The organism is Lysinibacillus boronitolerans JCM 21713 = 10a = NBRC 103108 (assembly GCF_000772935.1).
Lineage (GTDB): Bacteria > Bacillota > Bacilli > Bacillales_A > Planococcaceae > Lysinibacillus > Lysinibacillus boronitolerans.
In genome coordinates this window covers 322,780-348,960 of sequence record NZ_JPVR01000081.1, presented here as the reverse complement: position 1 = coordinate 348,960, position 26,181 = coordinate 322,780, and the positions used below count along the sequence as shown (strand labels likewise).

General features: G+C 40.3%; 26 protein-coding genes. 18 read left to right on the top strand and 8 right to left on the bottom strand.

Annotated elements, in window-relative coordinates; genetic code table 11:
- Window positions 1–73: 73 nt before the first annotated feature.
- From CD31_RS22365 to CD31_RS22350, 4 genes are all read right to left on the bottom strand, one after another.
- Window positions 74–679: a response regulator transcription factor gene (locus tag CD31_RS22365; RefSeq protein ID WP_036081440.1), complete on the bottom strand. Its 606-nt coding sequence runs from the start codon at window positions 677–679 to the stop codon at window positions 74–76.
- On the bottom strand, window positions 676–1,788 hold the full coding sequence (locus CD31_RS22360) for a sensor histidine kinase (RefSeq protein WP_036081437.1): 1,113 nt from the start codon (window positions 1,786–1,788) through the stop codon (window positions 676–678). Before CD31_RS22360 ends, CD31_RS22365 begins: the two co-directional genes overlap by 4 nt.
- Window positions 1,789–1,799: 11 nt before the next feature.
- Window positions 1,800–2,927 carry a DUF418 domain-containing protein gene (locus tag CD31_RS22355; RefSeq protein ID WP_036081434.1) on the bottom strand — a complete coding sequence of 376 codons (1,128 nt, stop codon included), beginning with the start codon at window positions 2,925–2,927 and terminating at the stop codon, window positions 1,800–1,802.
- Window positions 2,928–3,080: 153 nt separating this feature from the next.
- Window positions 3,081–3,692 carry a class I SAM-dependent methyltransferase gene (locus CD31_RS22350; RefSeq protein ID WP_036081431.1) on the bottom strand — a complete coding sequence of 204 codons (612 nt, stop codon included), beginning with the start codon at window positions 3,690–3,692 and terminating at the stop codon, window positions 3,081–3,083.
- Window positions 3,693–3,923: 231 nt separating this feature from the next.
- Between CD31_RS22350 and CD31_RS22345 the strand changes: the two genes are divergently transcribed.
- Complete coding sequence (locus CD31_RS22345; protein ID WP_036081428.1) at window positions 3,924–4,166, top strand: hypothetical protein; 243 nt, start codon at window positions 3,924–3,926, stop codon at window positions 4,164–4,166.
- 50 nt (window positions 4,167–4,216) lie between these two features.
- On the opposite strand, the gene CD31_RS22340 is transcribed toward CD31_RS22345, so the two are convergent.
- Window positions 4,217–5,266, bottom strand: a complete 1,050-nt coding sequence (locus tag CD31_RS22340; protein ID WP_036081425.1) for an NAD(P)/FAD-dependent oxidoreductase — start codon at window positions 5,264–5,266, stop codon at window positions 4,217–4,219.
- A 148-nt stretch (window positions 5,267–5,414) separates the two neighbouring features.
- Between CD31_RS22340 and CD31_RS22335 the strand changes: the two genes are divergently transcribed.
- The 10 genes from CD31_RS22335 to CD31_RS22290 all read left to right on the top strand — a co-directional run bounded on the left by CD31_RS22335 (window position 5,415) and on the right by CD31_RS22290 (window position 16,532).
- Window positions 5,415–6,203: an ABC transporter ATP-binding protein gene (locus CD31_RS22335; RefSeq protein ID WP_036081422.1), complete on the top strand. Its 789-nt coding sequence runs from the start codon at window positions 5,415–5,417 to the stop codon at window positions 6,201–6,203.
- A 16-nt stretch (window positions 6,204–6,219) separates the two neighbouring features.
- A complete protein-coding gene (locus CD31_RS22330) occupies window positions 6,220–7,146 on the top strand; it encodes an iron-hydroxamate ABC transporter substrate-binding protein (protein WP_036081419.1) in 927 nt (308 codons plus the stop codon).
- 23 nt (window positions 7,147–7,169) lie between these two features.
- Entirely contained in the window at window positions 7,170–8,171 is a 1,002-nt protein-coding gene (locus CD31_RS22325; protein ID WP_036081416.1) for a FecCD family ABC transporter permease, read from the top strand.
- Window positions 8,164–9,171: a FecCD family ABC transporter permease gene (locus tag CD31_RS22320; protein WP_016992070.1), complete on the top strand. Its 1,008-nt coding sequence runs from the start codon at window positions 8,164–8,166 to the stop codon at window positions 9,169–9,171. The genes CD31_RS22325 and CD31_RS22320 overlap by 8 nt, the downstream gene beginning before the upstream one ends.
- 147 nt (window positions 9,172–9,318) lie before the next feature.
- On the top strand, window positions 9,319–10,029 hold the full coding sequence (locus tag CD31_RS23150) for a nuclease-related domain-containing protein (protein WP_244905002.1): 711 nt from the start codon (window positions 9,319–9,321) through the stop codon (window positions 10,027–10,029).
- Between the two features lie 881 nt (window positions 10,030–10,910).
- Window positions 10,911–11,330 (top strand): MarR family winged helix-turn-helix transcriptional regulator, encoded by a 420-nt coding sequence (locus CD31_RS22310; protein ID WP_016992064.1) that lies wholly within the window; start codon window positions 10,911–10,913, stop codon window positions 11,328–11,330.
- A gap of 11 nt (window positions 11,331–11,341) precedes the next feature.
- Window positions 11,342–12,541: an MFS transporter gene (locus CD31_RS22305; RefSeq protein ID WP_036081414.1), complete on the top strand. Its 1,200-nt coding sequence runs from the start codon at window positions 11,342–11,344 to the stop codon at window positions 12,539–12,541.
- Window positions 12,542–12,703: 162 nt separating this feature from the next.
- On the top strand, window positions 12,704–13,573 hold the full coding sequence (gene efeO / locus CD31_RS22300; protein WP_052125425.1) for an iron uptake system protein EfeO: 870 nt from the start codon (window positions 12,704–12,706) through the stop codon (window positions 13,571–13,573).
- Between the two features lie 9 nt (window positions 13,574–13,582).
- The gene (gene efeB / locus CD31_RS22295) at window positions 13,583–14,842 is read left to right on the top strand and encodes an iron uptake transporter deferrochelatase/peroxidase subunit (RefSeq protein ID WP_036081411.1); all 1,260 of its coding nucleotides are present in this window, start codon (window positions 13,583–13,585) and stop codon (window positions 14,840–14,842) included.
- A complete protein-coding gene (locus tag CD31_RS22290) occupies window positions 14,817–16,532 on the top strand; it encodes an FTR1 family iron permease (RefSeq protein ID WP_036081409.1) in 1,716 nt (571 codons plus the stop codon). Before efeB ends, CD31_RS22290 begins: the two co-directional genes overlap by 26 nt.
- Window positions 16,533–16,569: 37 nt before the next feature.
- On the opposite strand, the gene CD31_RS22285 is transcribed toward CD31_RS22290, so the two are convergent.
- On the bottom strand, window positions 16,570–17,424 hold the full coding sequence (locus tag CD31_RS22285) for a pentapeptide repeat-containing protein (protein ID WP_036081406.1): 855 nt from the start codon (window positions 17,422–17,424) through the stop codon (window positions 16,570–16,572).
- Between the two features lie 137 nt (window positions 17,425–17,561).
- On the opposite strand from CD31_RS22285, the gene CD31_RS22280 reads away from it, so the two are divergent.
- From CD31_RS22280 to CD31_RS22265, 4 genes are all read left to right on the top strand, one after another.
- A complete protein-coding gene (locus tag CD31_RS22280; RefSeq protein WP_036081402.1) occupies window positions 17,562–19,166 on the top strand; it encodes a PucR family transcriptional regulator in 1,605 nt (534 codons plus the stop codon).
- Window positions 19,167–19,294: 128 nt separating this feature from the next.
- Entirely contained in the window at window positions 19,295–20,563 is a 1,269-nt protein-coding gene (locus CD31_RS22275) for a cytosine permease (protein ID WP_036081399.1), read from the top strand.
- Window positions 20,560–21,663 (top strand): S-methyl thiohydantoin desulfurase family protein, encoded by a 1,104-nt coding sequence (locus CD31_RS22270; RefSeq protein WP_036081396.1) that lies wholly within the window; start codon window positions 20,560–20,562, stop codon window positions 21,661–21,663. The genes CD31_RS22275 and CD31_RS22270 overlap by 4 nt, the downstream gene beginning before the upstream one ends.
- Window positions 21,656–23,206 carry a hydantoinase/oxoprolinase N-terminal domain-containing protein gene (locus CD31_RS22265; RefSeq protein ID WP_036081393.1) on the top strand — a complete coding sequence of 517 codons (1,551 nt, stop codon included), beginning with the start codon at window positions 21,656–21,658 and terminating at the stop codon, window positions 23,204–23,206. Before CD31_RS22270 ends, CD31_RS22265 begins: the two co-directional genes overlap by 8 nt.
- Before the next feature lie 16 nt (window positions 23,207–23,222).
- Here the strand turns inward: CD31_RS22265 and CD31_RS22260 are convergent, their stop codons facing one another.
- Window positions 23,223–23,897, bottom strand: a complete 675-nt coding sequence (locus CD31_RS22260; protein ID WP_036081390.1) for an HAD family hydrolase — start codon at window positions 23,895–23,897, stop codon at window positions 23,223–23,225.
- A gap of 6 nt (window positions 23,898–23,903) precedes the next feature.
- Window positions 23,904–24,137, bottom strand: coding sequence for a hypothetical protein (locus tag CD31_RS22255; protein WP_016994653.1), 234 nt, complete (start codon window positions 24,135–24,137; stop codon window positions 23,904–23,906).
- 190 nt (window positions 24,138–24,327) lie between these two features.
- On the opposite strand from CD31_RS22255, the gene CD31_RS22250 reads away from it, so the two are divergent.
- Genes CD31_RS22250 through CD31_RS22240 form a run of 3 tightly spaced genes read left to right on the top strand, consistent with a single transcriptional unit; the run spans window position 24,328 to window position 26,180 of the window.
- Window positions 24,328–25,104, top strand: coding sequence for a hypothetical protein (locus tag CD31_RS22250; protein WP_036081388.1), 777 nt, complete (start codon window positions 24,328–24,330; stop codon window positions 25,102–25,104).
- Entirely contained in the window at window positions 25,101–25,457 is a 357-nt protein-coding gene (locus CD31_RS22245; protein ID WP_004229320.1) for a GntR family transcriptional regulator, read from the top strand. The genes CD31_RS22250 and CD31_RS22245 overlap by 4 nt, the downstream gene beginning before the upstream one ends.
- Before the next feature lie 9 nt (window positions 25,458–25,466).
- A complete protein-coding gene (locus tag CD31_RS22240; protein WP_016994650.1) occupies window positions 25,467–26,180 on the top strand; it encodes an ABC transporter ATP-binding protein in 714 nt (237 codons plus the stop codon).
- The last annotated feature ends 1 nt before the right edge of the window (window position 26,181 follow it).

Below are 26,181 nucleotides of genomic sequence, written 5' to 3'. Positions count from 1 at the left end.
TGAAACCTAATAAATGGAACGTATTTTATGCTAACATTGTAAAAATCTCGTCACAGCTGTGGCGAGATTCTTTTTATAGCCAGCCTTTTTCACCTGCTACCTGAGCGGCTTGCTGTCTGGATTCAACTTGTAGCTTCTGAATAGAGGTTGATAAATAATTGCGAATCGTGCCCTTCGTTAAAAATAATTGCTTACTAATTTCGTTTGTGGTCAAGCCTTTTTTGACTAGCTGAAGCACCGCAATTTCTCGCTCATTTAAAGGGTTTTGCTCCTTCATAAATAAGGAGGCGGCTAAATCCTTACTGACCACCTTTTCTCCCTGCATGATTTTTCGAATAGTAGCAATTAAATAATCGATGGGTTCATCTTTCAATAGATAGCCGTGTACCTCGCAATCCATTGCCTTCTGCAAATAGCCAGGACGTGCGAAGGTTGTCACAATCATCACCTTGCAAGGTAGGTTGGCCTGTTTAATTTTTTCAGCAAGCTCAAGCCCTGATAGATGGGGCATTTCAATATCGACTAGGCAAATATCTGGTGGCTCCTGCTGGATCAATTCCCATGCTTTTTGACCATCCGCCACCTCAGCGATGACCTCAATATCAGGCTCAAAGGCTAGTAGCGAAGTTAGGGCACCACGTAACATTTGTTGGTCTTCTGCTAGTAATACACGTATCATGTTAGAGGCTCCTTTCCATCTTGAATTGGTAGAGTAAGTGTGACGCTGGTGCCGATAGGTGTGTCACTTTCAATCAGGGCATAGCCTTGCAGCATATGCATTCTTTCTTTAATGGAGTGGATGCCATTCCCACGTCCCTGTGACTGTAAACCGATGCCATCGTCTTTCATCACAAGTGTATAGTGTCCAGCACAGCATTGAATGGTGAAATGGCATTTTTTTGCCTGACTATGCTTGAGAATATTCGTAGTCGTTTCTCGTACACATAGAGCAAGCATCGTTTCCTCCACACTAGAAAGTACGATTTGAGGACATTGATTGTCAAGGGTTGTCGTAATATTCGCGCTTTGTAAAAGCTGTTGGCAATGGACAAGCTCTGTTTGCAACGAAATAAAATTCATATCAGACACTAACTCACGTACCTGTTTTAAGGCGGTACGGGTAGTGGCTAATATGTCATGTAGCTCAGGCTTCACGCTTGAAGGATCTCGGTCAATCAGTTTGGTCGTTAGTTCGGTTTTTACTTTAATCATTGTGAGCGTATGGCCAATTGTATCATGAAGGTCTCTAGCGATCCGTTGTCGTTCCTCTTGCTGAACAAGCTGTGTATTAACGTCTGCTAGCTCAGCTTGCAGATTTTTCGACTTTTCCACAAAATAAATGAGTACCGGGAGCACTAGCTGAAACATCATAATCGGTACTAGCACCTGTGATTCCTTTGGTAAAAGGGAATCTGTTGTCATGGACAAAACCGTCAAAAACATGACAGCGATGGCAACAATCCCACAGGCAATATGCCATTTTGATTTCGCCCGTCCTAGCAAATCGGCAAAGGTAAAGCCAAAAATAAGCATAAAAGGATCGACAAAAATGCTAAGTAAGGCAATAAGAACAAAGGCTACTAGAGAGGCGACAAGTAGCCTCCAATCTCGATGCCATAAAGCGATGTAGAAGGCTATTAGATATAAAAGGAGCACTGTTATTTTCATAGCTAAGGGAAGGGAATGAGACCCGAGTACTAGCGCGAATAAGAAAATGACAGAAGCGGCATCAATGATTAAATAATGCTTAATTTGTTCTCTTGGATATATTTTTATTACTAGCACCATCCTTTGTTGCTTTACTGTGTCATCGCTTGAAGGGCTTTTTTACGAATCCATTCCATAGGGCCCATTTGAAATTGCTGTAGCCAAGCGAACGCTATAACAAGTTGTAAGATTGATAGAGATAGCCAAATACCAATGACAGTGATGCTATTGACTTGCCCACCTAAGCCAAGTCCCCAACCATAAAAAATAATCGACGCAAGCACGTTTTGGAGGACATAGCAGCTTAAAGACATTTTACCGACATGAGCAAAGCGCTGCCAAAGCCAGTCTAGCTTCTTATATTCTACCAGTTTACCTAAAATTCCAATATAGCCAATGGATAGAATAGGGGCACAAAGGTAGCGAACAGGTAAATCAAAAAGCCCACCAGGAATAAAAATAAGCAGATTGATAGGAAAACCAATGAATACACCGATTTTAAATAGCTTTTGTCTAGTTTGGCGTCCTTTGTCTGTTGGTGAAAATACCTCATTACGCATAAACTTCACGCCAAGTAAAAATAAAAAGACATTCATTGGGATAATAAATATTGCTTCTGAGCGATAAAATAAAAAGTTTGTAAGGCGATGCTGCACCTGCGCAAACCATGTGCCATGCTCATAGAGCTCAGTAACGGATGCCATACCATTTAAGGAAACACCAGCTCCTTGTAAGGTACTGATAAAAATAAGCAGGATCAATAGGATGTGAAAGCCACCAAAAAAATAAAAGGCTCCTGTCATGAACTTGTCACCCAAACGTACAATAAAAGCGACGATGAATGCTGTGACAGCATAGCTCATTAAAATATCATATTCCATCACCAGGGTGTAGTGCAGCAATCCCTCCAATCCTAAAAAGACGATAGTCCACAGATACACGCCAGGCCAAGCTGTACCTCTACGTAAGGCTTGCTGATATTTTAATTGTAAGCCTACCCCAAACATAATTGTTAATAATCCAAGTAGCTTACCATTAACGAAAAATAATACGATCATACGTAAAAAATCATTGAAGGACCACCAGCCAGAATAGTCACTTGTTGTGATATACGATAAATCGCCAAGATAAGCAAAAATCCAAATATTTGTGCCGAGCGTTCCTAAGACGGCAAAGCCTCTTAACATATCGATAAAGGGAAGTCTTTGTTGTGTTTGCATAAGTTCGATCACTCTTTCTTTTTTTTCTTACCTTAAGGATAAGAAAATCTCTTAAGAAAACCTATTCACACCAGTCAAAAAATCTTGATGACAGGTGTCATAAAGTTTGCTGTGACAGCACAAAAAACCAGCAACGCTTTTGCTGCTGGCTCATTACTTTGTACAGGTATAGATGCGATAGTCTAAAATATTTTCGTATTTTTCATTCATGGCAATATGCTGATCCATGATTTCATAGAACTCGGATTCCATATGTGAGGAAACTTGAAATTCAGGCTTGGATGAGATGGATTTATTTTTTTGTATACGTATTTCATAAAAGCCAGCCTGATGTAGGAGTCTTACCCAATCCTTTTTCATGAGGAGAGACTGAAAGCCGTAAAATTGTTGTATGTCGTCTGTAAGTTCGGTGCGAAGTGTTTTGGGAATGGTGAATTCTATAGCAATGAAGCGACCACCTTTCTTTAATAAACGATAAATTTCCTGCAAAGCCTGCTGCAAATTAACAAAGGCCAGAACCGACTCAGCTAGAATCAAGTCAAATGACTCGCTCCCTAAGGAGGTTTGTTCAATAGAGCCTTGTATAAGTTTGACAGGTAGACGGGCTTTATGCATACGCTGACGAGCCTTTTCTATCATGATGGGCTGAATATCGAGACCTGTGACGTTTGCTTGATAGGAAGATGCTAAATAAGCAGCCGTTTGTCCTGTACCACATCCCACATCTAAAATATATGCGTTTTGCTCAATATTCTCTGCTTGCAAGACAGCCTTTGATAGATTAATGCCCCCAGGATGGGCGCCTCCAATCCCGAACTTAGCTAAAAAGGTAAGATAATGAGAGTCTTGAATAGTACCACCTTCTTTTTTCTTATAGTATGACAGGGAAACTAGTATGGTTCCCTTATTATTTTTAACCCCTTCTTCAAAAGTCTAATTCGCTATAAAAATTTCCACATATACTAGTTAGAAGGCTTTCCGATAGGGGGTGTATAAATGCCATATTTTCAGCCGAATGCTAGAAGAGGTCCATACCCGCCAAACAACAGGCAATATTTTGGCCCACCTTTTCGAGGTAGAATGGTGCAACCATACTATTCTCCCAATCCACAACAGCAAGGCTCTAGATTAGGAAATTTACCAGATCATTTAAATACAATTATGGGGCATGCTGGGACAATAAAAAATGGAGTAAATATGTTGAGACAGATGGGAGCGCTATTAAGTTTATTTAGATAAAAACTAGAAACCCTCTTAAGATCATGATCTTAAGAGGGTTATATTTAGGTTTAGTGAGCTGGAGCAAATTGCTTTTCGATAATTGAGCGATTTTTCTCTTTAAATAACTCATTATGTGAGGACACCATGCCATGACGATAGGCAGTTGGTTCTAAATACGTTTTAATAGAATTGACCGCATTGGCTGCATCTTGGAATGTCCCAAGTAGCAAATTGATTTTTCCATCAAATGATAAAATATCACCCGCAGCAAAAATACCAGGATGGGCTGTTTCACCTGTTGCTTTTCCTTCAAAATAATAATCATCCTTTTTCGGAATGGCAATGGCCTCATCAAATGCAAGAGACGCCTCACGATTATAGCCATGACTGACAATCACCTCATCGATTTGACGCGTATAACTTTGCTTTGTTAGCGTATTCTCGCATGTCACTAATTGAATAGCCGTTTTATCAGCATTTGCGGAAAGCTTTGTAATGGTTGTATTACACTCAATGCGCACACCTGCTTTCAGTGCTTCCTGTACAGTGGCTTCGTGCGCTGATAAATGCTCTTTGCGGTAAACAACCGTTACACTTTTAGCAATCGGTCTTAATTCAACAGCCCAATCAATGGCTGCATTACCACCGCCTGAGATGATGATATCCTTATCGACAAAACGTTTATACGATTGCACAGTGTAATGTAGATTGGACATTTCATATTTTTCAGCGCCTTCAAGTGTTAGCTTTTGAGGGCTAATAATGCCTCCACCTACAGCTAGTAGCACCGTTTTAGAATAATGCTTTTCACCAGCTGCTGTATGTATCACAAAAATATCATCATGACGTTCAATTAAATCCACTTTTGTATCTGTCAAAATAGTAGGATCAAATGTTTTGGCTTGCTCGATTAATTGTTTAACAAATTGATCGCCCAAAACAGGTGGATGTCCCCCGATATCCCATATCAGCTTTTCTGGATAAAGTAAGACTTTTCCGCCAAGCTGTGGTTGACTTTCTACTAATTTTGTTTTTAAACCACGTAAACCACTATAAAAGGCACTGTATAAGCCAGCTGGACCTCCGCCAATAATTGTCACATCATACACCTGTTGCATTTTTGTTGCCACTTCCTTAATAAATAGTAAAAAAGTAATTGACAAAATCTTATCAAAAAACTAGACTTATTTTTATTGATAATGATTATCATTTTTAATAGTGCTTATCATAGCACGGAATGAAGTAAAAAGAAAGAGAGGGTCCGAATTGCGTTTAGAAGTTGAATCGATTCGTGTTGGTTATGACGATAAAACGATTGTGCATGATTTATCGCTGCAAATTCCAGATGGCAAAATCACAACCATCATTGGTTCAAATGGTTGTGGAAAGTCTACCTTATTAAAGGCCATTACACGTATATTAAAGCATGAGAGTGGACAGGTCATATTAGATGGTCAAAATATTTCCAAGATGAAAACAAAAGAATTGGCAAAAGAGCTGGCAATCTTACCACAGAGTCCAGAAAGTGCACATGGTTTAACAGTGGAAGAGCTTGTATCCTACGGTCGATTTCCCTATCAAAAGGGCTTTGGTAATTTATCACAAAAAGATAAAGAGGTCATTGACTGGGCTTTACAAGTGACAAAAACAGAAGACTTCCGCTTGCAATCTGTAGATGCTTTATCAGGTGGACAGCGTCAACGAGTATGGATTGCAATGTCTCTAGCTCAAGAAACCGATATTATATTCTTAGATGAGCCGACAACGTATTTAGATATGGCACATCAATTAGAGGTTTTAGAGTTACTCTACAAGCTGAATGAAGAACAAGGGCGTACGATTGTTATGGTCCTCCATGATTTAAATCAAGCGGCACGTTTTTCAGATTATATTGTAGCGCTTTCACAAGGAAAGCTTGTAAAATTCGGAACGGCTGAAGAAGTGATGGTTCCAGAAGTATTAAAAAAAGTATTTAATATAGATGCAGTAATTGGCAAAGATCCACGAACAAACAAACCAATGTGCATTACATATGACTTATTACAAACCGTTTAAAGGAGAATGAATGACAATGAAGAAGTGGTTATTACCAATGTTTATGATGCTCGTACTCGTACTTGCAGCGTGCGGCAATAAAGAAGAGAAAGCAGAAAAGACTGATGAAGGCTCGAAAGAAGCGACTTCAGCACAAACAATTACTTATCAATCTGAAGCAGGTCCAATTGAAGTACCAGCAAACCCTAAACGTGTAGTTGTATTATCTTCTTTTGTAGGGGATTTATTACAGCTGGATGTTGATGTTGTCGGTGTAGACGCATGGGCAGCAAAAAATCCAAACTTTGAAGATGCAATTAAAGACGCTGTCGTTGTTGAAAATACCGATATTGAAAAAATTCTTGAGCTAGAGCCAGATTTAATTATTGGCTTAAATGGTATTGAAAATGCTGATAAATTAGCAGAAATCGCGCCAACTGTATTATTTACGTATGGTAAAGTAGACTATTTACAGCAATTTATTGAAATCGGTAAAGTTGTGAATAAAGAAAAAGAAGCAACTGCTTGGGTAGCAGATTTTAAAGCACGTGCAGCAGAAGCTGGTAAAAAAATTAAAGAAAAAATCGGTGAAGATGCGACTGTAACAGTAGCAGAGAACTTTAATAAACAGTTCTATATTTATGGCGATAACTGGGGTCGTGGAACAGAGATTTTATATCAGGAAATGGGCTTGAAAATGCCTGAGAAAGTAAAAGAGACAGCGTTAGAGCCTGGCTACTATGCCATTTCTCAAGAAGTTTTAGGGGAATATGCAGGTGACTACGTGATCTTCAGTATGTTCCAAGATCAAGATAATTCCTTTACAGATGCAGCATGGTTTAAAGATTTAGAAGCAGTGAAAAATGGTCATTTATTTGAAGTGAATGCGAATGCCTTTTACTTCAATGATCCGATCACATTAGAACATCAATTGAAGTTCTTTGAAGAGAAATTTTTACAATAATTAGTAGAGAGTAGCGAAGGCAAATGACAAAGTTTCGAAAGCTTCCATTTTGGCTTCAGATATTGCTTGCATTGCTTGTATTAATTGGTACTGCCAGTATCTCATTGTGCTTAGGGGCAGCGAATACAAGTATTCAAGATGTCTTTCAAGCAATTGTCGGACAAAGTGGAGGTAAACATTACACGATTTTACGTGAAATTCGATTTCCTCGTATCATTGCAGCTATTTTTGTTGGAAGTGCGCTCGCTGTTGCTGGGGCGATTATGCAAGGGGTTACACGAAATCCGTTAGCTGATCCAGGGCTGCTTGGTTTAACGGCAGGGGCAAATGCTGCCCTTGCTTTAACAATGGCATTTATCCCTAAATTCTCGTATTATACGTTAATTTTAGCCTGCTTTATTGGCGCTGGAATTGGAATGATGTTAGTTTATGGGATTGGTGCCTCTACTAAAAAAGGCTTTTCCCCTTTAAAGCTTGTTTTAGCTGGTGCAGCTGTCACAGCATTATTACAGGCAATTGCTGAGGGGACAGGCATTTTATTTCAAATCTCCAAAGATGTTTCGATGTGGACAAGTGGCGGTTTCATTGGCACGACATGGCAGGCTTTATTGATCGTACCCGTTATTATTATTGGCTTACTGCTTTCATTTGCGTTTAGTCGTCAATTAACGATTTTAAGCTTAAATGAGGAAGTAGCAGTGGGCGTTGGACAAAACACTACACTCGTAAAGGGTGTCATGATGTTCGTTGTGGTTATTCTGGCTGGCTCTGCTGTGGCTCTCGTAGGGAATCTAGCTTTTGTTGGCTTAATGGTGCCGCATATTGTCCGTGCGTTTGTAGGGACAGACTATCGTTATGTCTTACCCATGAGCGCCATTGTTGGTGGCTGGTTTATGGTGTTGGCTGATTTTGCAGGGCGCATGATTAACGCACCTTATGAAACACCAGTTGTCGCCATTATTTCAATTTTAGGTCTTCCATTCTTCCTACTATTAGTGCGGAAGGGAGGACGTCAATTTGTTTAAAGAAGGTCGCAGAAAACAACGTAAATGGTTACTCATATGGCTTGTGGTAACCTTGTTCATTTTTATTTTAGGGATTTCATTAGGTGCTGCTTCGGTATCTATTGACCGCATTCTTCCAACCTTACTGGGCGATGGTAGTTTTAAGGAGTCCTTCGTGCTTTTTTCAGTCCGTTTACCAAGAATGTTTGTGCTAGCGGCTGCGGGTATGGCATTAGCATTGGCAGGGGCCGTATTGCAGGGCGTAACCCGCAATGATTTAGCAGACCCAGGAATTATTGGTATAAGTGCTGGCGCAGGTGTTGGGATTACTGTCTTTTATTTACTAGTAGATGGCGACCTTCCTCACTTTGCCTATATTTTACCGATTGTCGGCTTTTGTAGTGCCTTAGTAACAGCACTGGGCATTTACTTTTTCTCTTATCAGCGTAATAAGGGTGTCCATCCTGTGCAGTTTATTTTAGTAGGGGTAGGCGTAGCATCAGCCTTATCAGGGGTCATGATGGTATTAATATCCTCTGCTGAGCGGAGTGATGTACAATTTATTGCACAATGGCTAGCCGGAAATGTGTGGGGCACAGATTGGCCATTTTTCTGGGCGCTAATGCCTTGGCTTGTACTGGGCATCCCTTACATTTTCTATAAAGCCAACGTTTTAAATGTCTTGGCCATGACGGAGCAAACAGCAGTCGGTCTTGGTATGAACATTGGGCGAGAACGTTTCCGATTATTAATTGTTGCGGTTGCATTAGCGGCTGCCGCGGTATCCGTAACAGGTGGTGTAGCCTTCATCGGTTTGATGGCTCCCCATATTGCAAAACAGCTCGTTGGTCCGCGCTACCAATTCTTTTTACCACTGACGCTTTTCATTGGCGCAAGCTTGCTAATGCTGGCTGATACCATCGGACGTGTTGCTATTGCAAGTGCAACGGTTCCTGCTGGGATTGTTGTTGCATTTATTGGCGCACCCTACTTTTTGTATTTATTGCGTAAAAATGTGTAGGCACGTATTAGTTATTGCTCACAAAAACAGTCTTTCGATCTAATAAAAATTATGAAAAGAAGATTTTACATCATCTACCTTTCAAGTTTTTGAGAACCTCATTTATTGAGGTTCTTTTTTTGTATAATCAGAACAGGAGGTGAATACATGATTCTATTAGCACGACAACCATCGGATTTGCAAAAAATACTAGAGGTGGTGCTCCGTAGATTGCCACAGACGCATAATAACTACGCCTATTATGGTGAACGTTTGAGCCGTGTCCAAGCAGGTCTTGCGGGGGAACAGCGTGTTGATGCAGAATGGCTCGAAATCGATTTACCAACCCCACATTATTTTCTACATGATTTTCAAACCACAAATAGCTACGGATCTACCTATCAAATGGATACTATCTTTCTCTGCCCACATTTTTTACTTATTCTTGAAATCAAAAATATAACAGGAAATCTCTCATATGATGTCCCTTTTGCGCAGTTTACACGGACAACATTGGATGGCACGGTGGAAGGAATGACTGATCCATTTGTTCAGCTGGATCGGCATGTCATATGGATGAAAAAGCTTCTACTGCGAGAACATTTCGAATTACCTATTGTACATGCAGTAGTGCTGGCAACGAAAAATGGCATTTTAACAAAGGGTTTTGAGGGGCAACCTATATTTCATGTAAAAGGGTTACGATTTCATCTACAAAAATGGATAGAGCATTATCAACCTAGAGAAAGAGTTGATCTTTTACAATTAGCCAACCTTCTATTATCCCTGCACACAAAGTTGAAAAAAGAAGTAGAGGTGCCGCTCAAGGAAATAGCGAAAGGTGTGCTATGTCCACAGTGCGACTCGGGCAGCGTTTAAAGTATCACTATAAGAAATGGATTTGCCCTCGCTGTGGATTGGTGGACGATGATGCATTGGTTCGAAATTAGAGGACTACAGGTTACTAGTCGGGCAGCAGGTAACCAATCGAAGCTTCCGCGAATTCTTTGGCATTGACTCTCCCGATTTAGCGTATAAGTTGTTGCAGCAACTCCCATTAAAAGCGGAGGGTGTCAAAAAGCATCGGAAATATTGGATTAAGGAATAAAGAGCTAAGAGCTACAATTCAAGCGGTCTGAATTGTAGCTTTTAGTGTTGTAGAGGGAAAGGGCGCTTGAAGTAGGTGGATAGAATGCTGAAAGTGACGGATAGAACAAGGAAAGTAGCGGATAGAACGCGCAAAGTGGTGGATAGAGCAGAGAAAGCGGAGGATACGCTTTGTGTAGGTGGATAGAATGCTGAAAGTGACGGATAGAGCAAGGAAAGTAGCGGATAGAACGCGCAAAGTGGTGGATAGAGCAGAGAAAGTGGAGGATACGCTTCGTGTAGGCGGATAGAATGCTGAAAGTGACGGATAGAGCAAGGGAAGTAGCGGATAGAACGCGCAAAGTGGTGGATAGAGCAGAGAAAGTGGAGGATACGCTTCGTGTAGGTGGATAGAATGCTGAAAGTAGCGGATAGAACGTGCAAAGTGGTGGATAGATCAGAGAAAGCGTAGGATACGCTTCGTGTAGGTGGATAGAATGCTGAAAGTGACGGATAGAACAAGGAAAGTAGCGGATAGAACGCGCAAAGTGAAGGATACCACTCTCACAAGCAATCATCCCGCTTTAGCGGTGTTTCGCTTATTTCCTACTAGACAAATAGAGTTTTTAGGTATATAGTTAGCTAGGCTAACTAATTTAAAAGGAAGTGATAGTGTGACAATTGAACAGGATTTTTTTAATCAGTACCGCTTAATGTATCGGCCGTTTATTAATCAGCTGAATGTGCAGCTTGAACCCTATCAGTTATATAGCTCGCAGTGGGCAGTGCTTCGTTTCTTGAATGATAAGGGTCCACATTCATTTGTGGATATCGCGAATTTCATGTCTATAGAGAAGCCAAGTGTCACAAAGCTTGTACATAAACTTGTGGAGCTAGGCTATGTGGAAACGATGGCGGGCAAGGATAAGCGGGAAAAGCTCGTACACCTAACAATGCATGGGGAAGAGCTTGTGCAGGAAATAAAGTCGCATCTAAATCCGTTTTTTGAGCAGGCTTTGGCTGGCGTGCCAAAGCAGGATATTGACATTGCGACACAGGTTTTAGCAAGAATTTGTATGAATATCAATCAATAGGAGAGAGTAACGTGGAAGCAACCAGAAAGAAACTATGGACAAAGGATTTTTTAATTGTCTCACTTATTAATTTTACCATTACGTTAATCTTTTATTTATTAATGGTGACGATAGCAGCATATGCGGTGGAGCATTTTAATGCCTCTACAAGTACAGCAGGGCTTGTATCAAGTATTTTTATTATCGGGACACTATTCGGTCGTCTTGGGACAGGGCGAATTATTGGAGACTGGGGTAGCAAAAAGACATTATTTTGTGGACTGCTATTATTTATGCTATCAACAATGTCTTATTTTATAGCAGGCAATTTACCGCTGCTGATGATCAATCGTTTAGTACAGGGGATTGCACTAGGGATTGCAAGTACAGCAACAGGTACCATTATTGCACAAATTTTACCAGCTGAGCGTCGTGGAGAAGGGATTGGTTATTATAGCTTAAGCGCCATTTTAGCCACAGCCATTGGTCCATTTATTGGCATATTATTAACACAGCTGTTTGCAGATTATCGTATGATTTTTGCAGTTGATTCTGTGTTAGCGATTATTTGTTTCTTTATGTATTACATTGTGACCGTGCCAGATGCACCGAAAAAGGCGAAGGATACAGCTGTAAAGGCTGGCTTTAAAGTGACGAACTTTATTGAAATGCGCGCAGTACCGATTGCCTTTGTGGCACTTGTGATTGGCTTTGCTTATTCAGGTGTGATGTCGTTTATGACGTTTTATGCAAAGGAGCTAGATTTAGTATCAGCAGGTAGCTACTTCTTTATTATCTATGCCATTGTCATTTTGGCTACACGTCCATTTACAGGGAAATTGCTTGATACAAGAGGGGCGAATATAATTATTTATCCATGCTTAGTGTTGTTTGCCATTGGCATGTATGCCTTTAGCTCAGCAACAACTACGCTTGCCTTTTTAATCGCTGCGGCTTGTATCGGAATTGGCTATGGAAACTTCAACTCAGTGGCACAGGCGATTGCCATCAAAGTAACTCCAAATGAGCGTTTAGGACTTGCGACATCTACGTATTTTATTTTTTATGATTTAGGGTTAGGCGTCGGGCCTTATTTCTTAGGCTTATTTGTACCATCTATGGGCTACAGCTCGATTTTCTTCTCAATGGTCTTTGTCATTTTAGGGTCGATTGTGCTTTATTACCTTTTACATGGAAAACATGAAAATTTGAAACAAGCAAAAATTTTGTAGATTAGAATCATTATATTGTAGAAAAAACGTCTTTTTTCTAGTTGTTTGTAAAGAATAACTGAAAAATGACGTTTTTTTCTATTTACAAAAATAGTTGTTGCAATGGATGATGATAATCATTATCATCACAATATAAAACAATTTCGGAAGTAGGTACGAAGTATGAATAACAAAGCATTTTTGTCGGTATTAGTAGCAGGAGGCATTTTAATGGCTGGCTGTGGCAATACAGAAGAAGTAAAAAAAGAAGATAAGCCAGCAACTGAACAGGCGGAGCAAGCAACAAAAGAGGTGGATTTATCTGCTGAACTATCGACCTATCAACAATTTGCGTTAGAGCAAATGGATCAATTTTTACTAGACACAGAGAAATTTGTGAACCTATTCAAAGCGGGTGATATTGAAGGGGCAAAGGCAGCGTATGCGCCAGCACGTATGTATTTTGAACGTTCTGAGCCAATCGCGGAAAGCTTTGGTGATCTTGACCCTCGCATTGATGGACGTTTAGCAGATATCCAAGAAGAAGGTAAAGGTGAGGAGGAATGGTCAGGCTACCATAAGCTTGAGTATGCACTTTGGGAAGAAAATACAACAAAAGGTTATGAGGCTGTAGCAGATCAGCTTCTTGCAGATACGAAGGAATTGCATGCACTTGTACAAACAGTGGAAGTGACACCTGACTTAATGATTACAGGTGCAGTAGATTTATTAAATGAAGTATCAACATCTAAAATTACAGGTGAGGAAGAAATTTACTCTCACACAGACCTGTATGATTTTAAAGCAAATATTGAAGGCGCAGAAAAAATCTTTGAGATTTTACGCTCAAAATTAGAAGCGAAAGATTCCTCATTAGTGGCAACACTTGATGAAAAATTCAAAGCAGTGGACGATTTATTAGCACAGCATGCAACGGCTAATGGTGGCTATGTATCCTATGAGGAATTAACGGAGGAAAATACGAAAGCACTTGCAGCAGCAGTGAATCAGCTTGGAGAACCATTAAGTCAAATGGGAATCATTTTGGAGTGAACATAAACAATGACAACGTCAAACGAGGAAAAATTTATTCATAAAAAAATTTCTAGACGTGATATGTTAAAGCTAACAGGTATCGGGGTGGCAGGTGTTGCCATCGGTGCCTCTGGCTTGGGTGGTGTCATGAAAGCAATGGGCTATGATGTCTTTGAGCCAGTAGCAGATAGCACGACGGCTAGCAATAAGGTCAATTTCTATGGCAAGCATCAGTCAGGTATTGTGACACCTGTACAGACGAATATTTATTTTGCTTCTTTAGATGTATTAGTGACATCAAAGAAGGAACTACAAGCGTTGTTCCAGCAATGGACACCCCTTATTGTGCGTTTAATGAATGGTGAAGCCATGGTCGATGTATCGACAAATTCAAGAGTGCCAACTGGAGATACAGGAGAGGCAGAGGGCTTAGATGCATCAAATCTATCCATTACCATTGGTGTTGGGCCATCATTATTCGATAAACTGGGCATGCAGCATTTAAAACCAGCGGAGCTAAAGGATTTACCACATTTTCCTAAAGATCAGCTACAGAAAGAATATACAGGTGGTGATTTGTGTATTCAGGCCTGTGCAGATGATCCGCAGGTGGCCTTCCATGCTGTTCGTAATCTAGTACGAGCTGCTTCAGGTAAAGTAGAAATTAAATGGTCGCAGGCGGGCTTTAACTCGTTTCCAGCTGGTGGAGGAACACCACGAAACCTCTTCGCCTTCAAGGATGGTACGGTAAATCCAGCGATTACCGATGAAAAAGACTTAAATGAGGTCGTGTGGGTGGATAAAGGCTGGCTAAAGGGCGGCTCTTATTTAATCGCGCGTAAAGTTCAAATGCATCTTGAAACGTGGGATCGTACATCATTGAAAGATCAAGAGGCAACATTTGGCCGTTACCGTGACAGTGGCGCACCATTTGGCAAAACAAAGGAATTCGATGATTTTGATGTTGAGGCAAAGGATGAGAAGGGCAATTATATTATGCCTGATACATCACATGTCCATTTAGCACGGAAATCCGGTGCGCGTATTTTGCGACGCTCCTATTCCTATGCATCTGGCGTGATGTCGAATACAGGGACCCATGATGCGGGTCTTATCTTTATCTCTTTTCAAAAAGACCCAGCCCAATTTACAACAATCCAAAATAGCTTAGGGCGTATGGATAAAATGAATGAGTACATTACCCATCGAGGCAGTGCCGTGTTTGCTTGCTTCCCTGGTGTACAAAAGGGGAGTTATTTAGGTGAAGCACTTTTTAACGCGCTGTAGTATTGTAATCGCCCTTATGCTGACTTTAGCTTTACCTGTGCACGCTGCGCAATCCTATAGTCATCTATATATTGCGATTAGTGATGCACTGATGAATACAAAGCAGGATAAAGAGGCGGAGGCCAAGCAGGCACTTGAACAATTTGCTGTGGATTGGGCTAAAGTATCTTCTGATCAAACTGAGGCAAAAACCAAGATCGATGAAATTCTTCAGCAGGCCACAGAGGCAACTTCCAAGGAAGAACGCTTAAAGGCGTTGTCGGCTCTATCGAATGCATTACGTGATCTAGAAAAGCTTGAAAATCCTGTAGATGAAGCGGCACAACGAGCGGACTTTGGCCAAAAATTTAAGCCAATAATGGCAGACTTTGAAAAGGCTTTAGCAAGTGGTGATAGTGAAGCTATTGATGAAGCTTATAAAGACTTTAATAGTAAATGGAAAAAAGTAGAGCGACCTGTGCGTGAGCAAAGTATTGCAATGTATGGGCAAATCGAAACACAAATGGCGTTTTTACGTATTGCGATTTCAGCTGAGGAACCAGATATCGCTTTAATGAAAACGCAATTTGCTGAGTTGCAAAAAACCATTGAGGATTTTGTAGCTGGTAAGGATACAGCGGAAGTAGTAGAAGGTAACTATTCCTTAGCAACATTGCTCGCCTATATTGACGAGGCACAAGATCTAATTGATGCTGGTGATTATCAGGCTGCTTCTAATAAAGTACGCGAATTTATTACGATATGGCCAAGGGTAGAAATTGAAATCTCCACACGTAATGGCAGTCTTTATACGAAAATTGAAAGTGATATGCCGATTATTGCGAGTGATTTATTAAAATCAAACGTCGATCAGCAAGCCATTACCAAACAATTAAATACATTCCGTACTGAAATTGAGCTGATTCAAGGGGATTCCGATTACACAATTTGGGACGCTGCGTTAATTTTATTACGTGAAGGGCTAGAGGCATTACTCATTATTTTAGCCTTAGTATCATTCCTTGAAAAATCAGGACAGAAGAAGATGCGGAAATGGATTTATATTGGCGCATTTGCGGGTGTGCTAATATCAGCCATTGCAGCCATCCTTATGTCGACCATTTTGAATTCAGCTACGATTGATACGAATCGAGAATTAATGGAAGGCTATGTGGGCTTACTAGCAGCAGCTATGATGATTGGTGTTGGCATTTGGCTGCATAGTAAATCGAACGTAGTCAGCTGGAATCGCTACATTTCCAAGCAAATGGGCCATGCGATTTCTAGTGGCTCTCTTGTAGCGATGGCCGCTATTAGCTTCTTATCGGTCTTCCGTGAAGGGGCAGAAACACTTGTCTTTTATGCGGGCATTGCACCAAAAATGGAGACTGCGCAATTTATCCTTGGGATTGTTGTGGCATTGGTCATACTAGCAGTGCTGGCTATTGTGTTATTTAAAGCAAGTGGCAAAATCCCTATTCACAAATTCTTTGCCGTAGCGACGATTTTAATTTACGTATTAGCCTTTAAAATTATTGGTGTCAGTCTGCATACATTGCAGCTAAATAATCACCTACCAACAACGATTGTCGATGGCTTGCCAGTCATAAGCTTGATTGGCTTCTATCCAACTGTAGAAACAATGATAGGTCAAGCTATTTTACTAGTGTTAGTGGTAGCGACTATCATCTATAAAAAGAAACAAGCTTAGCAAAAAGGTAGATGACCGAAAATGTCATCTACCTTTTTTATTGCCAATGGGCAGGTCGCTTTATATAGGTTGGTAATTTCGTATAGCGATCACCCTGTGCAGCATTGATTTGCATTTGGGTTAAAAACATACTTGTTGAAAGGTCTGCGCCGCACAAATTGGCATCCCGCAAATCCGCCCCAATAAAGTCTACCTCTCGTAAATTAGCATCTTGTAAATTGGCCGCAATTAAATAGCCACCACGAAGGTCCGTTCCACGTAAATCCTTGCCCTTTAAATTTTTGCCCATCCAATCAGCTCCACGCTGATTCAATTGTCTAGAGTTTTTCCCTTTTATGCGATGTTGACGAACTTGTTCACTTGTTTGTAGCAATAATGCATTGACAGGTACACGAATAGCCACGATATCTAGTGCTAATAAGGCATTTGCATCTAATTCGGTTGTTTGTTGGAGCAATTCCAATTCAGCTTGAAGCTGCCCAGAAAGGTCGTGATCCACTTGATACGACAATGCCTCCGCTACATACGCAATCATTTCGTAAAGCTGTTCCATAATGGGGAAAACGCGAAACATCTTGTCAGCATGCTCACGGGATTGTCGCCAATCTTGCCCCTGAAACGTAACTTGGGAAACCTGCTGTCCTGCACCTAAGCAATCAAAAACAGTACAGCCTTTGAAGCCTGTTTCTCTTAGCTGGCTATGAATGTGACAGCTATAGTTTTCTCGCAAATTAGGGCAGGGAGAGCCTGCGGGTTTGTTGATGGCAAAGTCACTTGATGCCACAATATTTAAAGCCGTACAGCATAAGCCAAAACAGTTTTGACAATCGGCCTGTAAGCTCTCACGGATGTTGATGCTAACTGATGAATCTCTATTTGTCACATTTGACATCGTTAATTTCCTCTCTTACCTTCTAAACTTAGTTTTATATTATCACTAAAAAGGTTGTAGTTGAAATAGAGAGAAAATGGTTTTTTGAAAGATCATAGGGGATATGGTATTCTTCTTCAAAAGAGTTGTAAAGAAAAGTGGTGGTGGAACATGGGGTAACGGTCAATGAATTATTACAATTGCCATCTTTTCGAGGGGCAGAGGTGTTAACAGGGCGAGATAATCTGCATCGTACCGTATCATCTCTATCTGTATTAGAGGTATCGAATGTTGATTTTTATTCGAAAATTATTAACCGTGTACAGGAGGAATGGTATGCAGAGGAGCTTGTCATTAGCTCCTTTTACTCCATTCGAGATAGTGTGGAGCAACAATGTGAAACAATTCAGCATTTACATGATTTAGGAGAGCTGGGGCTGATTTTATATTATGTCGGCATTGTATTGCCTGATATTCCAGAGGAAGTGCTTGCGTTAGCGGAGGCACAAGGCTTTATTATCATTTGTATGCCAAAAAATGATTATTCACTGCGCTATAACGAGGTTATTTATGAGGTTATGGAAGCGATTATTAGTCATCAAGGTGTTAATGATCATTTTGTCAAAGAGACATTAGAAAAGGTATCATTACTACCTGAGCATTTAAGAAGTGTTGAAATTACACTGAAAATGCTTTCAGATCGTTTGAAGGCGAATATTGTGCTCACCAATAGTCATTTTGACATTGTGAACCAAGTGATGTGGCCTCGAAATTCATCATTAGATGTAGCGAATGTCATTGAAGAATGCTCCCAATCCAATTTTCAGAGGGAAGCAGGCAAGCTCGAGCTACTAAGAAGTGATGTCTCCTGTGTCGTAGACTATAAAAGAGTACATCAAAAAAATGGCGAGCCGCTATTTTTATTCCTGATTAAAGAAAATACAAAATTACCTGCTAAGACAATTGAAAAAGTAAGTGAGGTTGTGCAAGTAGCTATAAATTTATGGGGAGACAAGCATGATGAGGTTAGTGAATATGCCTTAGTTAAAGCTATTATCAATGATGAGGGGGAGAAAATGAGAAGATTAGCCAATCTTCTTCATATTGATGTTTCCGCCATTCAAATGATGTGGCTTGTCTACATGCATGATTTAGCAGACGAAAAAAGAATTCGCGATGAATTAGAAGAGCAACTGTCCAAATATTATCAAACAAGAGTCATCCAATGCATTGACCATTGTATAATTGTACTGGTAGGCAATTGCTTTTATAAGCATCATGAATTTGAAATTGCCATTGAATATAGTGAAACTACTCAATACGATGCCCAAATCGCTGAAATTGTTTATGCACCTAAAATGAGAAATACAAAGTCTGTTCGTCAAATGTATCAATTGGTCAATCAGGTGGGGGACAAAGCCCATACGATTTATCCGATGCGAAAATTGTTTACTGCTGCGGAAGTGCGCTCCATAAAAAGGGCAATTGATGTCAGTAAGCAGGGCGAGGAAATGATTGAAGAATATTTGTCTGTAATTGAACCCATTTTACGTGACCATGATGCCTTGCAAACATTGATAACCTTTTTATTAGATGCAAATGCTAGTGTGGAGCGCTGTGCAGAGCTCCTCTATATCCATAAAAACACGGTGAAATACCGCATCAAAAAAATTAGTGAGCTGATTGGCACAGATATTACCGTATATTCGGAATTTTATGATGCCTACATGGCTTGCATGCTATATCGATTGATTAATGATTAGAATAATCTGAAATTTTGTCATTTTGAACAAAATTTCAGATTATTTTTTTCATTTGCGCAAAAGACTCGACTCCTACCTTTCTTCTATAATTAAAAACATTAATCCATCACCAATAAGGAGGGAGTCACATGCAAGATGAAAATAAAGGTCAATCTTGGTATAGCTTAGGCATTATTTGGGCTGGTGCCATGATTTGTATTCCCAGTTTATTAGTAGGTAACGCACTGATTACCAACATGAGTTTATCAAAGGCACTGGCTGTTGCTTTTGTAGGCTATGCGATTGTCGTGATCATCATGATCTTGCAAGGCATGCAAAGCAGTGACCTTGGCAAGCCCACTGTCCATATAGCAGGACAGGTGTTTGGTAAAAAGGGCTCTCGTACAATATTATCCATTATCTTAGCTATTGCTTGCTTAGGATGGTTTGGCATTCAGGCCAATGTATGTGGCGTAGCCCTAGCAAATTTATTAGCAATCTATCATTTGAATATACCCATTCCAATCGCTTCATTCATTAGTGGTATGGTCATGGTTGTATCCGCACTTTATGGGATGAAGGTGTTACGTATTTTAAGCTATATCGCCGTACCCTTGCTCGTTATCATTTGCCTGTACGGTTTAGGTCAAATATTAACTGGTGAGCAACTACAGCTCGTTCGGGATTATCAGCCACAGGGCAATATGAGCTTTATGGATGGTTTAGCTGTAACGATTGGGTCCTTTGCATTAGGGGCTGTTATAGCGGGTGATTATTCACAATTTTCTAAAAAGCGTTCAGACGTTTTCAAAGCCGCTACATTAGGGATTATTCCTGCGGGAGTGCTAATGATTGCTGTGGGAGCTGTCTTAACGATTGCCTATCAAACAAGTGATATTACAGCAGTCTTTCTGCATATCGCAACACCCTTTATTGGTGGAGTGGGTCTAATTTTAGCAACATGGAAAACCAATTTGGTCAATGCAATTTCAGGTGGCATTGCCTTAATAAATGTATTCGATGTGGCTAAAAACAAAGAACGATTAGCAATTGGTGTAGCGGGTACAATTGGCACAATCTTAGCCGTTGTAGGGATTTTAAATTATTTTACACCGATCATGTCAATTTTATCGGCGATGATTCCACCTGTTGCAGGGGTGATGATTGCTTCCTACTGGGTCATTCATAAAGGCAAAACAGATAGCTGGCATGCGGTTGAAGGGGTCAATCGATTAGGTGTTTTTTCTTGGCTAGTAGGAGCTGTAATAGCCTGTATGCCAGTGGTATTCTCCTTATTCCCTGCATTGCCAGCACTACCAAACCAACCGATGATTGGCATCATTATTTCATTCGTGATTTATTATGTTGGCTATCGTGTATCTGTACAAAAAACGGTCATATTGGAGGAACATAGATGAGATATTTAGATCAAGCAGCTATTGAACATATTGCCATTGGGGCAGCATTTCTAGGAACAGGTGGGGGAGGAGATCCCTATATTGGAAAATTAATGGCACTTTCTGCCATCGAAAAAAATGGCCCTGTAAAATTGTATTCAGTGGATGAAATTGCGGATGATGATTTTTTCATTCCAGCAGCAATGATGGGTGCGCCATCGGTTTTAGTGGAGAAATTCCCGCGTGGCGATGAGTTCGTTAAGGTTTTCCAAAAGCTTGCCCAATATTTGGGAAGAGAAAAAATTGCAGGCACCTATCCAATGGAAGCAGGTGGGGTCAATTCGATGATTCCTATTGTAGTAGCAGCACAGCTTGGCTTACCCTTGATTGATTGTGATGGCATGGGGCGTGCATTTCCGGAATTACAAATGGTGACATTCCACTTAGATGGGATTTCGGCAACGCCAATGGCCATCACCGATGAAAAAGGGAATATTGGTATTTTTGAAACGATTGATAATAAATGGACCGAGCGTATCGCCCGAACAGCAACAGTAGAAATGGGCGCTAGTTCTTTAGTGAGCCTCTACCCAACAACGGGTGCGCAAATTAAACAAAGCGGTGTTCATCATATAGTGACGCTTTCTGAAAAAATCGGTGAAATTATTGCCTCGAAAGATCAAGAGGTGAACGATAAGCTACAAAGCCTTTTAAAGCTTGCGGATGGATATGAGCTTTTCCAAGGAAAAATAGTGGATGTTATTCGTGAAACGAAGGGTGGCTTTAACCTAGGTAAAATGAATCTTGAAGGTATTGAATCTTATAAAAATGATCAAATGAAGGTTCATTTCCAAAATGAAAACTTATTAGCTGAGAAAAACGAGCAGGTTATTGCGATGACACCAGACTTAATTTGTTTGGTGGATTATGAAACTTTATTGCCTGTTACAACAGAGAGCTTAAAATATGGTAAACGTGTGCGTGTGATTGGCTTACCAGCACATGAAAAATGGCGTACAGCAAAAGGGATTGAAACAGCTGGACCCAAATACTTTGGCTATGAATATGAATATACGCCAATTGAGGAATTGGTGAAAAAGGAGGTAGCAGAGCATGTATAAAATTGGAATCGATGTAGGTGGAACAAACACAGATGCCATCCTTTTAGACCATAATAGCCAGCTTATTTACAGTGTGAAATCACCAACAAGCTTAGATATTAAAACGGGAATTGAAAAGTCTCTACAACAATTACTAGAGGGTGCAAATATTGACAAAACAAAAATTACTCATGCCATGTTAGGGACAACGCAATGCACCAATGCCATTGTGGAACGTAAAAAGCTAGCAAAGGTGGGTGTCATTCGACTAGGCTATCCAGCGACGGCTTCCGTACTCCCTTATACAGCTTGGCCATCCGATATGATTGATAAATTATCAGGAAATTATGCCATCGCACATGGGGGCTATGAATACGATGGCCAGTTATTGAGTGCGCTTGATCAACAGGAAATTACAAAACTACTAGAGGATTGGCGTGATCAAGTAGAATCCATTGCGATTGTGGGTGTCTTTTCCTCTATTAAAAATGATCAAGAATTGCAGGTTCGTGAATGGATTCAAGAAGTTTATGGCGAGGAATTCCCAATTTCCTGCTCCTCATTAATAGGTTCAGTCGGGTTAATAGAACGTGAAAATGCTACGATTCTAAATGCTGCATTATGTAAGGTCATTGAGACAACAACACAGGGCTTTGTACAGGCGCTACAAGCAGAAGGCATTTTTGATGTAGAAGTTTATCTATGCCAGAATGATGGCACATTAATGTCTATCGACTACGCCAAGCAATTCCCGATTTTAACAATTGCCTGTGGACCAACGAATAGTATTCGTGGGGCATCGTATTTATCCCAAATTCAAAACACAATGGTATTAGACGTTGGGGGTACAACTTCAGATATCGGTGTTTTACAGGATGGGTTCCCCCGAGAATCCTCTGTTGCCGTGGAAGTGGGCGACATTCGGACAAACTTTAGGATGCCAGATATTATTTCAGTCGGTCTTGGCGGTGGTAGTATTGTTCGTGTGAACGGCGACAAAATAACAGTTGGACCAGATAGTGTAGGCTATAAAATTAGTGAGGAGGCCCTTGTTTTCGGTGGCTCGACCTTAACAACAACAGATATCGCTGTCCGTTTAGGCTTAGCAGATGTAGGAGATTCCACATTAGTCGCACATATTGATGAAGCCTTTGCCAAAGCCGTTCAAGAAGAAATTTCTTCGTTACTAGAACAGGCGATTGATAAGATGAAAACTTCCTCAGAGGATGTGTCACTAGTCTTAGTAGGTGGCGGGGGAATCATTGTGCCAGAAAAGATTCGAGGCGTTTCCACAATTGTAAAATCTGAATATGGTGGTGTAGCGAATGCCATCGGTGCCTCGATTGCACAAATTAGTGGTCAATATGAGCAAATTTATATTTATTCCAAAGAACCGCGTGAGGAATCCTTAAAGGATGCACAAAACAAGGCTGTGAAACAGGCCGTATTAGCAGGTGCTCTGGAGGATACGATTGAGCTAGTGGAAGTAGAAGAAACACCTCTCGCGTATCATCCAGAAAATGCGACAAGATTAAAGGTAAAAGTAGTAGGGAAAATGGTCTAAAGTTAAAGGAAGAGTCCTAGTCAAACAGGTCTCTTCCTTTTATTAATTGATCAAATGAATGGATCACGGCATCAGGCTTAATGTCAGTATTATTCGTGAGCCGATGAGGATTGAACCATATGCCCTTCATCCTTGCTTGCTGACAACCAGCAATATCTTTTGCTAAGTCATCCCCAACGAATAAAGCTTCATTTGGCTGAACTTGGAGCTGATGTAGTGCTAATTCAAATATGCGTTTGTCAGGCTTAGTTAATCCTACTTCTTCAGAAATAAGGATGACATCAAAATAGCTAGCTAAGCCTGTATGTGTGATTTTAGCCTTTTGTCGCTGAGTAGTGCCGTTTGTGATAATGCCAACCTGTACATGCTTCTTAATCGTTTGGAGAACCTTCAACGTATGTTGATCGATAGAAAAGCAATATGGAAACTGCTGATCCCAAAAATCTTGCATGTCATGGCGAGGCAATTGACAGGCTGATGGAAACGCATCAAAAAACGATGATAAAACATTGGTTTTATCGGCAATCCCATAGTCTCTTTTATCGTATTCCTTAAATTTTTCCAGCATGTCCTTTTTGAGCGTACCCTGAATAGCTCCATAGTATTTTTCCAAAATAATATGAAACAGGTGATCGACAGCATGATCTCGATTAAGTAAGGTATCATCTAAATCAAATAGTATTGCTTTCAACGAGCTTCATGTCCTTTCTTGCTCATCAAGAGGTTTTCGTTTATGTTTTTCATTTATAATTTTCTTGTTAAGGATCGTTACCTTGCCAACCATGAGCAACCTCATATCTTCCACAATATACTTAGCTAGCTCTTCGTCCGATATGTCATCTCCATCAATATCAAGGCGAAAATCCTGCCCTTGTATTCCACCACCATTAGTAAATTCAATTTCAAAATCAAAGACAACTCTTTTATCCATTCAAGTACCACCTTGCGCTTAGTGTTAGAGTGCTATCCATATATTCTGTGTTTAATAGGTGAATACCTTCTTTGAGCATAAGCGTAATTGTTGAATAAATAAAATTTCCTTTTTCTTGTATTTGACACTTGCCAACAAATAAGTCATAGTGTAATATGTGACTAGTACACTATGACACGAGGTGTTGTGATTGAAAAGCTTTACAGGACTTATAAAAAAAGAATGGGTACTTTATCGCTCATGGTTTTTAGTAGGGATATTTATGGGACTTATGCTATCTTGGATCGTTCCCTATATCTTACATCAGTATGTCGATCTCTTTGCACATGAGCATCAACTAGCATTTGCATTTACGATACTCGTTCTTTTTCTAGGTGGATTCTATTCTGTCTTACAATTTTTAGCATCAATGCGATTGTATATTAAAGCGAAGGAGAGCTGGCTCCATTCAACAAGCTCCATTACAAAGCTTATCGGAGCAAAATTGGTTTGCTCATTAGTAGGTTATGTCCTCTTTAATACCCTTTTTACGAGTATAGCCATTTTCAATATTAAGGATGAGCTGATTGCGAGCGCTGGACAAATATTATTGATTTTGGTAATAATTGTTATTATATTAACTATTTTACAATTAATGCTATTTATTATTCTTTTGTTCTTTTTAGCTTTTTATTTGCAATTGAAGCGCATAATAGGTCGTTTTTCGATTGTGCTGACAATGTTTGCGTTTTATGTAACCACAGCTGGTTGGGCGCGGGTAACGGAGAGTCAGCTGTATCGAACAATCTTCCTCCATGGAGAAGTTTCGCTTCAAAACATCGAACACTATCTACCAAAAGCGAAAGAAATGACAATGGAATGGATGCTTGGCTCAATTTATATCGTTGAGGAAGTAGCCATTACGTTATTACTACTACTGCTGTTTTTAGCAGCATCGAAGTGGCTTGAAAGGGTGGTTTTACGATGACGATGGATTTTTCACGTGATAAACCCATTTATAGCCAGCTTGTCGATCGAATTTGTGGAGATATTTTGAAGGGGAAGTTGCAGCTAGGTGATCGACTTCCCTCCGTTCGAGAATATGCAGTAGAAACAGGTGTCAATGTCAATACGGTGCAACGTGTATACAAGGAGTTAGAGGCAATGAATATAACGGAAACCAAACGAGGACAGGGTACATTTATTACGAGCAATGAGGAGCGCATTGAGTTATTGCGGGAAGAGATGAAAAATCAGCTGGCTGAAAATTTTTTAACATCGATTGAGGCATTGGGCTTTTCAAAGGAAGAGATGCTTGTGGTTTTGAAAAATAAAGCGTGAGGTGAAGGGATGTTACAGCTATCAAATGTATCTTTTCAATATAAGAAAAAGCCAGTTTTACAGGATCTATCCTTTTCCTTTCCGATTGGACAAATTATTGGACTAGTTGGGGAAAATGGTAGTGGTAAATCTACGCTTATGAAAGTTTTAGCTGGCTTACTGCGACCCACTGCTGGTGAGATCACACTAGAGGGTGAGCCGGTCACACGTAGAAGTGCTGACAAAATTGCGTATTTACCAGATACAGATTTGTTTTTTGAATACTACACGGGTGAACAGCTCTTCCAGCATTATGCTTCACAGTTTGAAGATTTTTCCTATGATAAGGCCTGTATCGTCGCACAATTTTTACAGGTAGATACACGCACAAAGCTACGGCAATTATCAAAGGGGAATCGTGGTCGTATGAAAATGGCTGCCACCCTTGGGCGAGAGGTTCCTTATTATGTCATGGACGAACCATTTGCTGGGCTAGATCCAATAGTGAGAGAGCAGCTGATTAAAGGCTTAATTCAATTTACGGACATCGAAAATCAAACGATTTTGCTATCCACACATGAATTATATGAGGTAGAGCCTATTTTAGATCAAATTATTTTATTGCAGGCGGGATCTATCATGGCCTATGAGAACGTGGAAACATTACGCGATGTGGCTAATAAGGATGCAGTTGAGTGGATGAAAGGATTTTATCGACCCTCAGTAAAAAATAGTGATAGCTAAA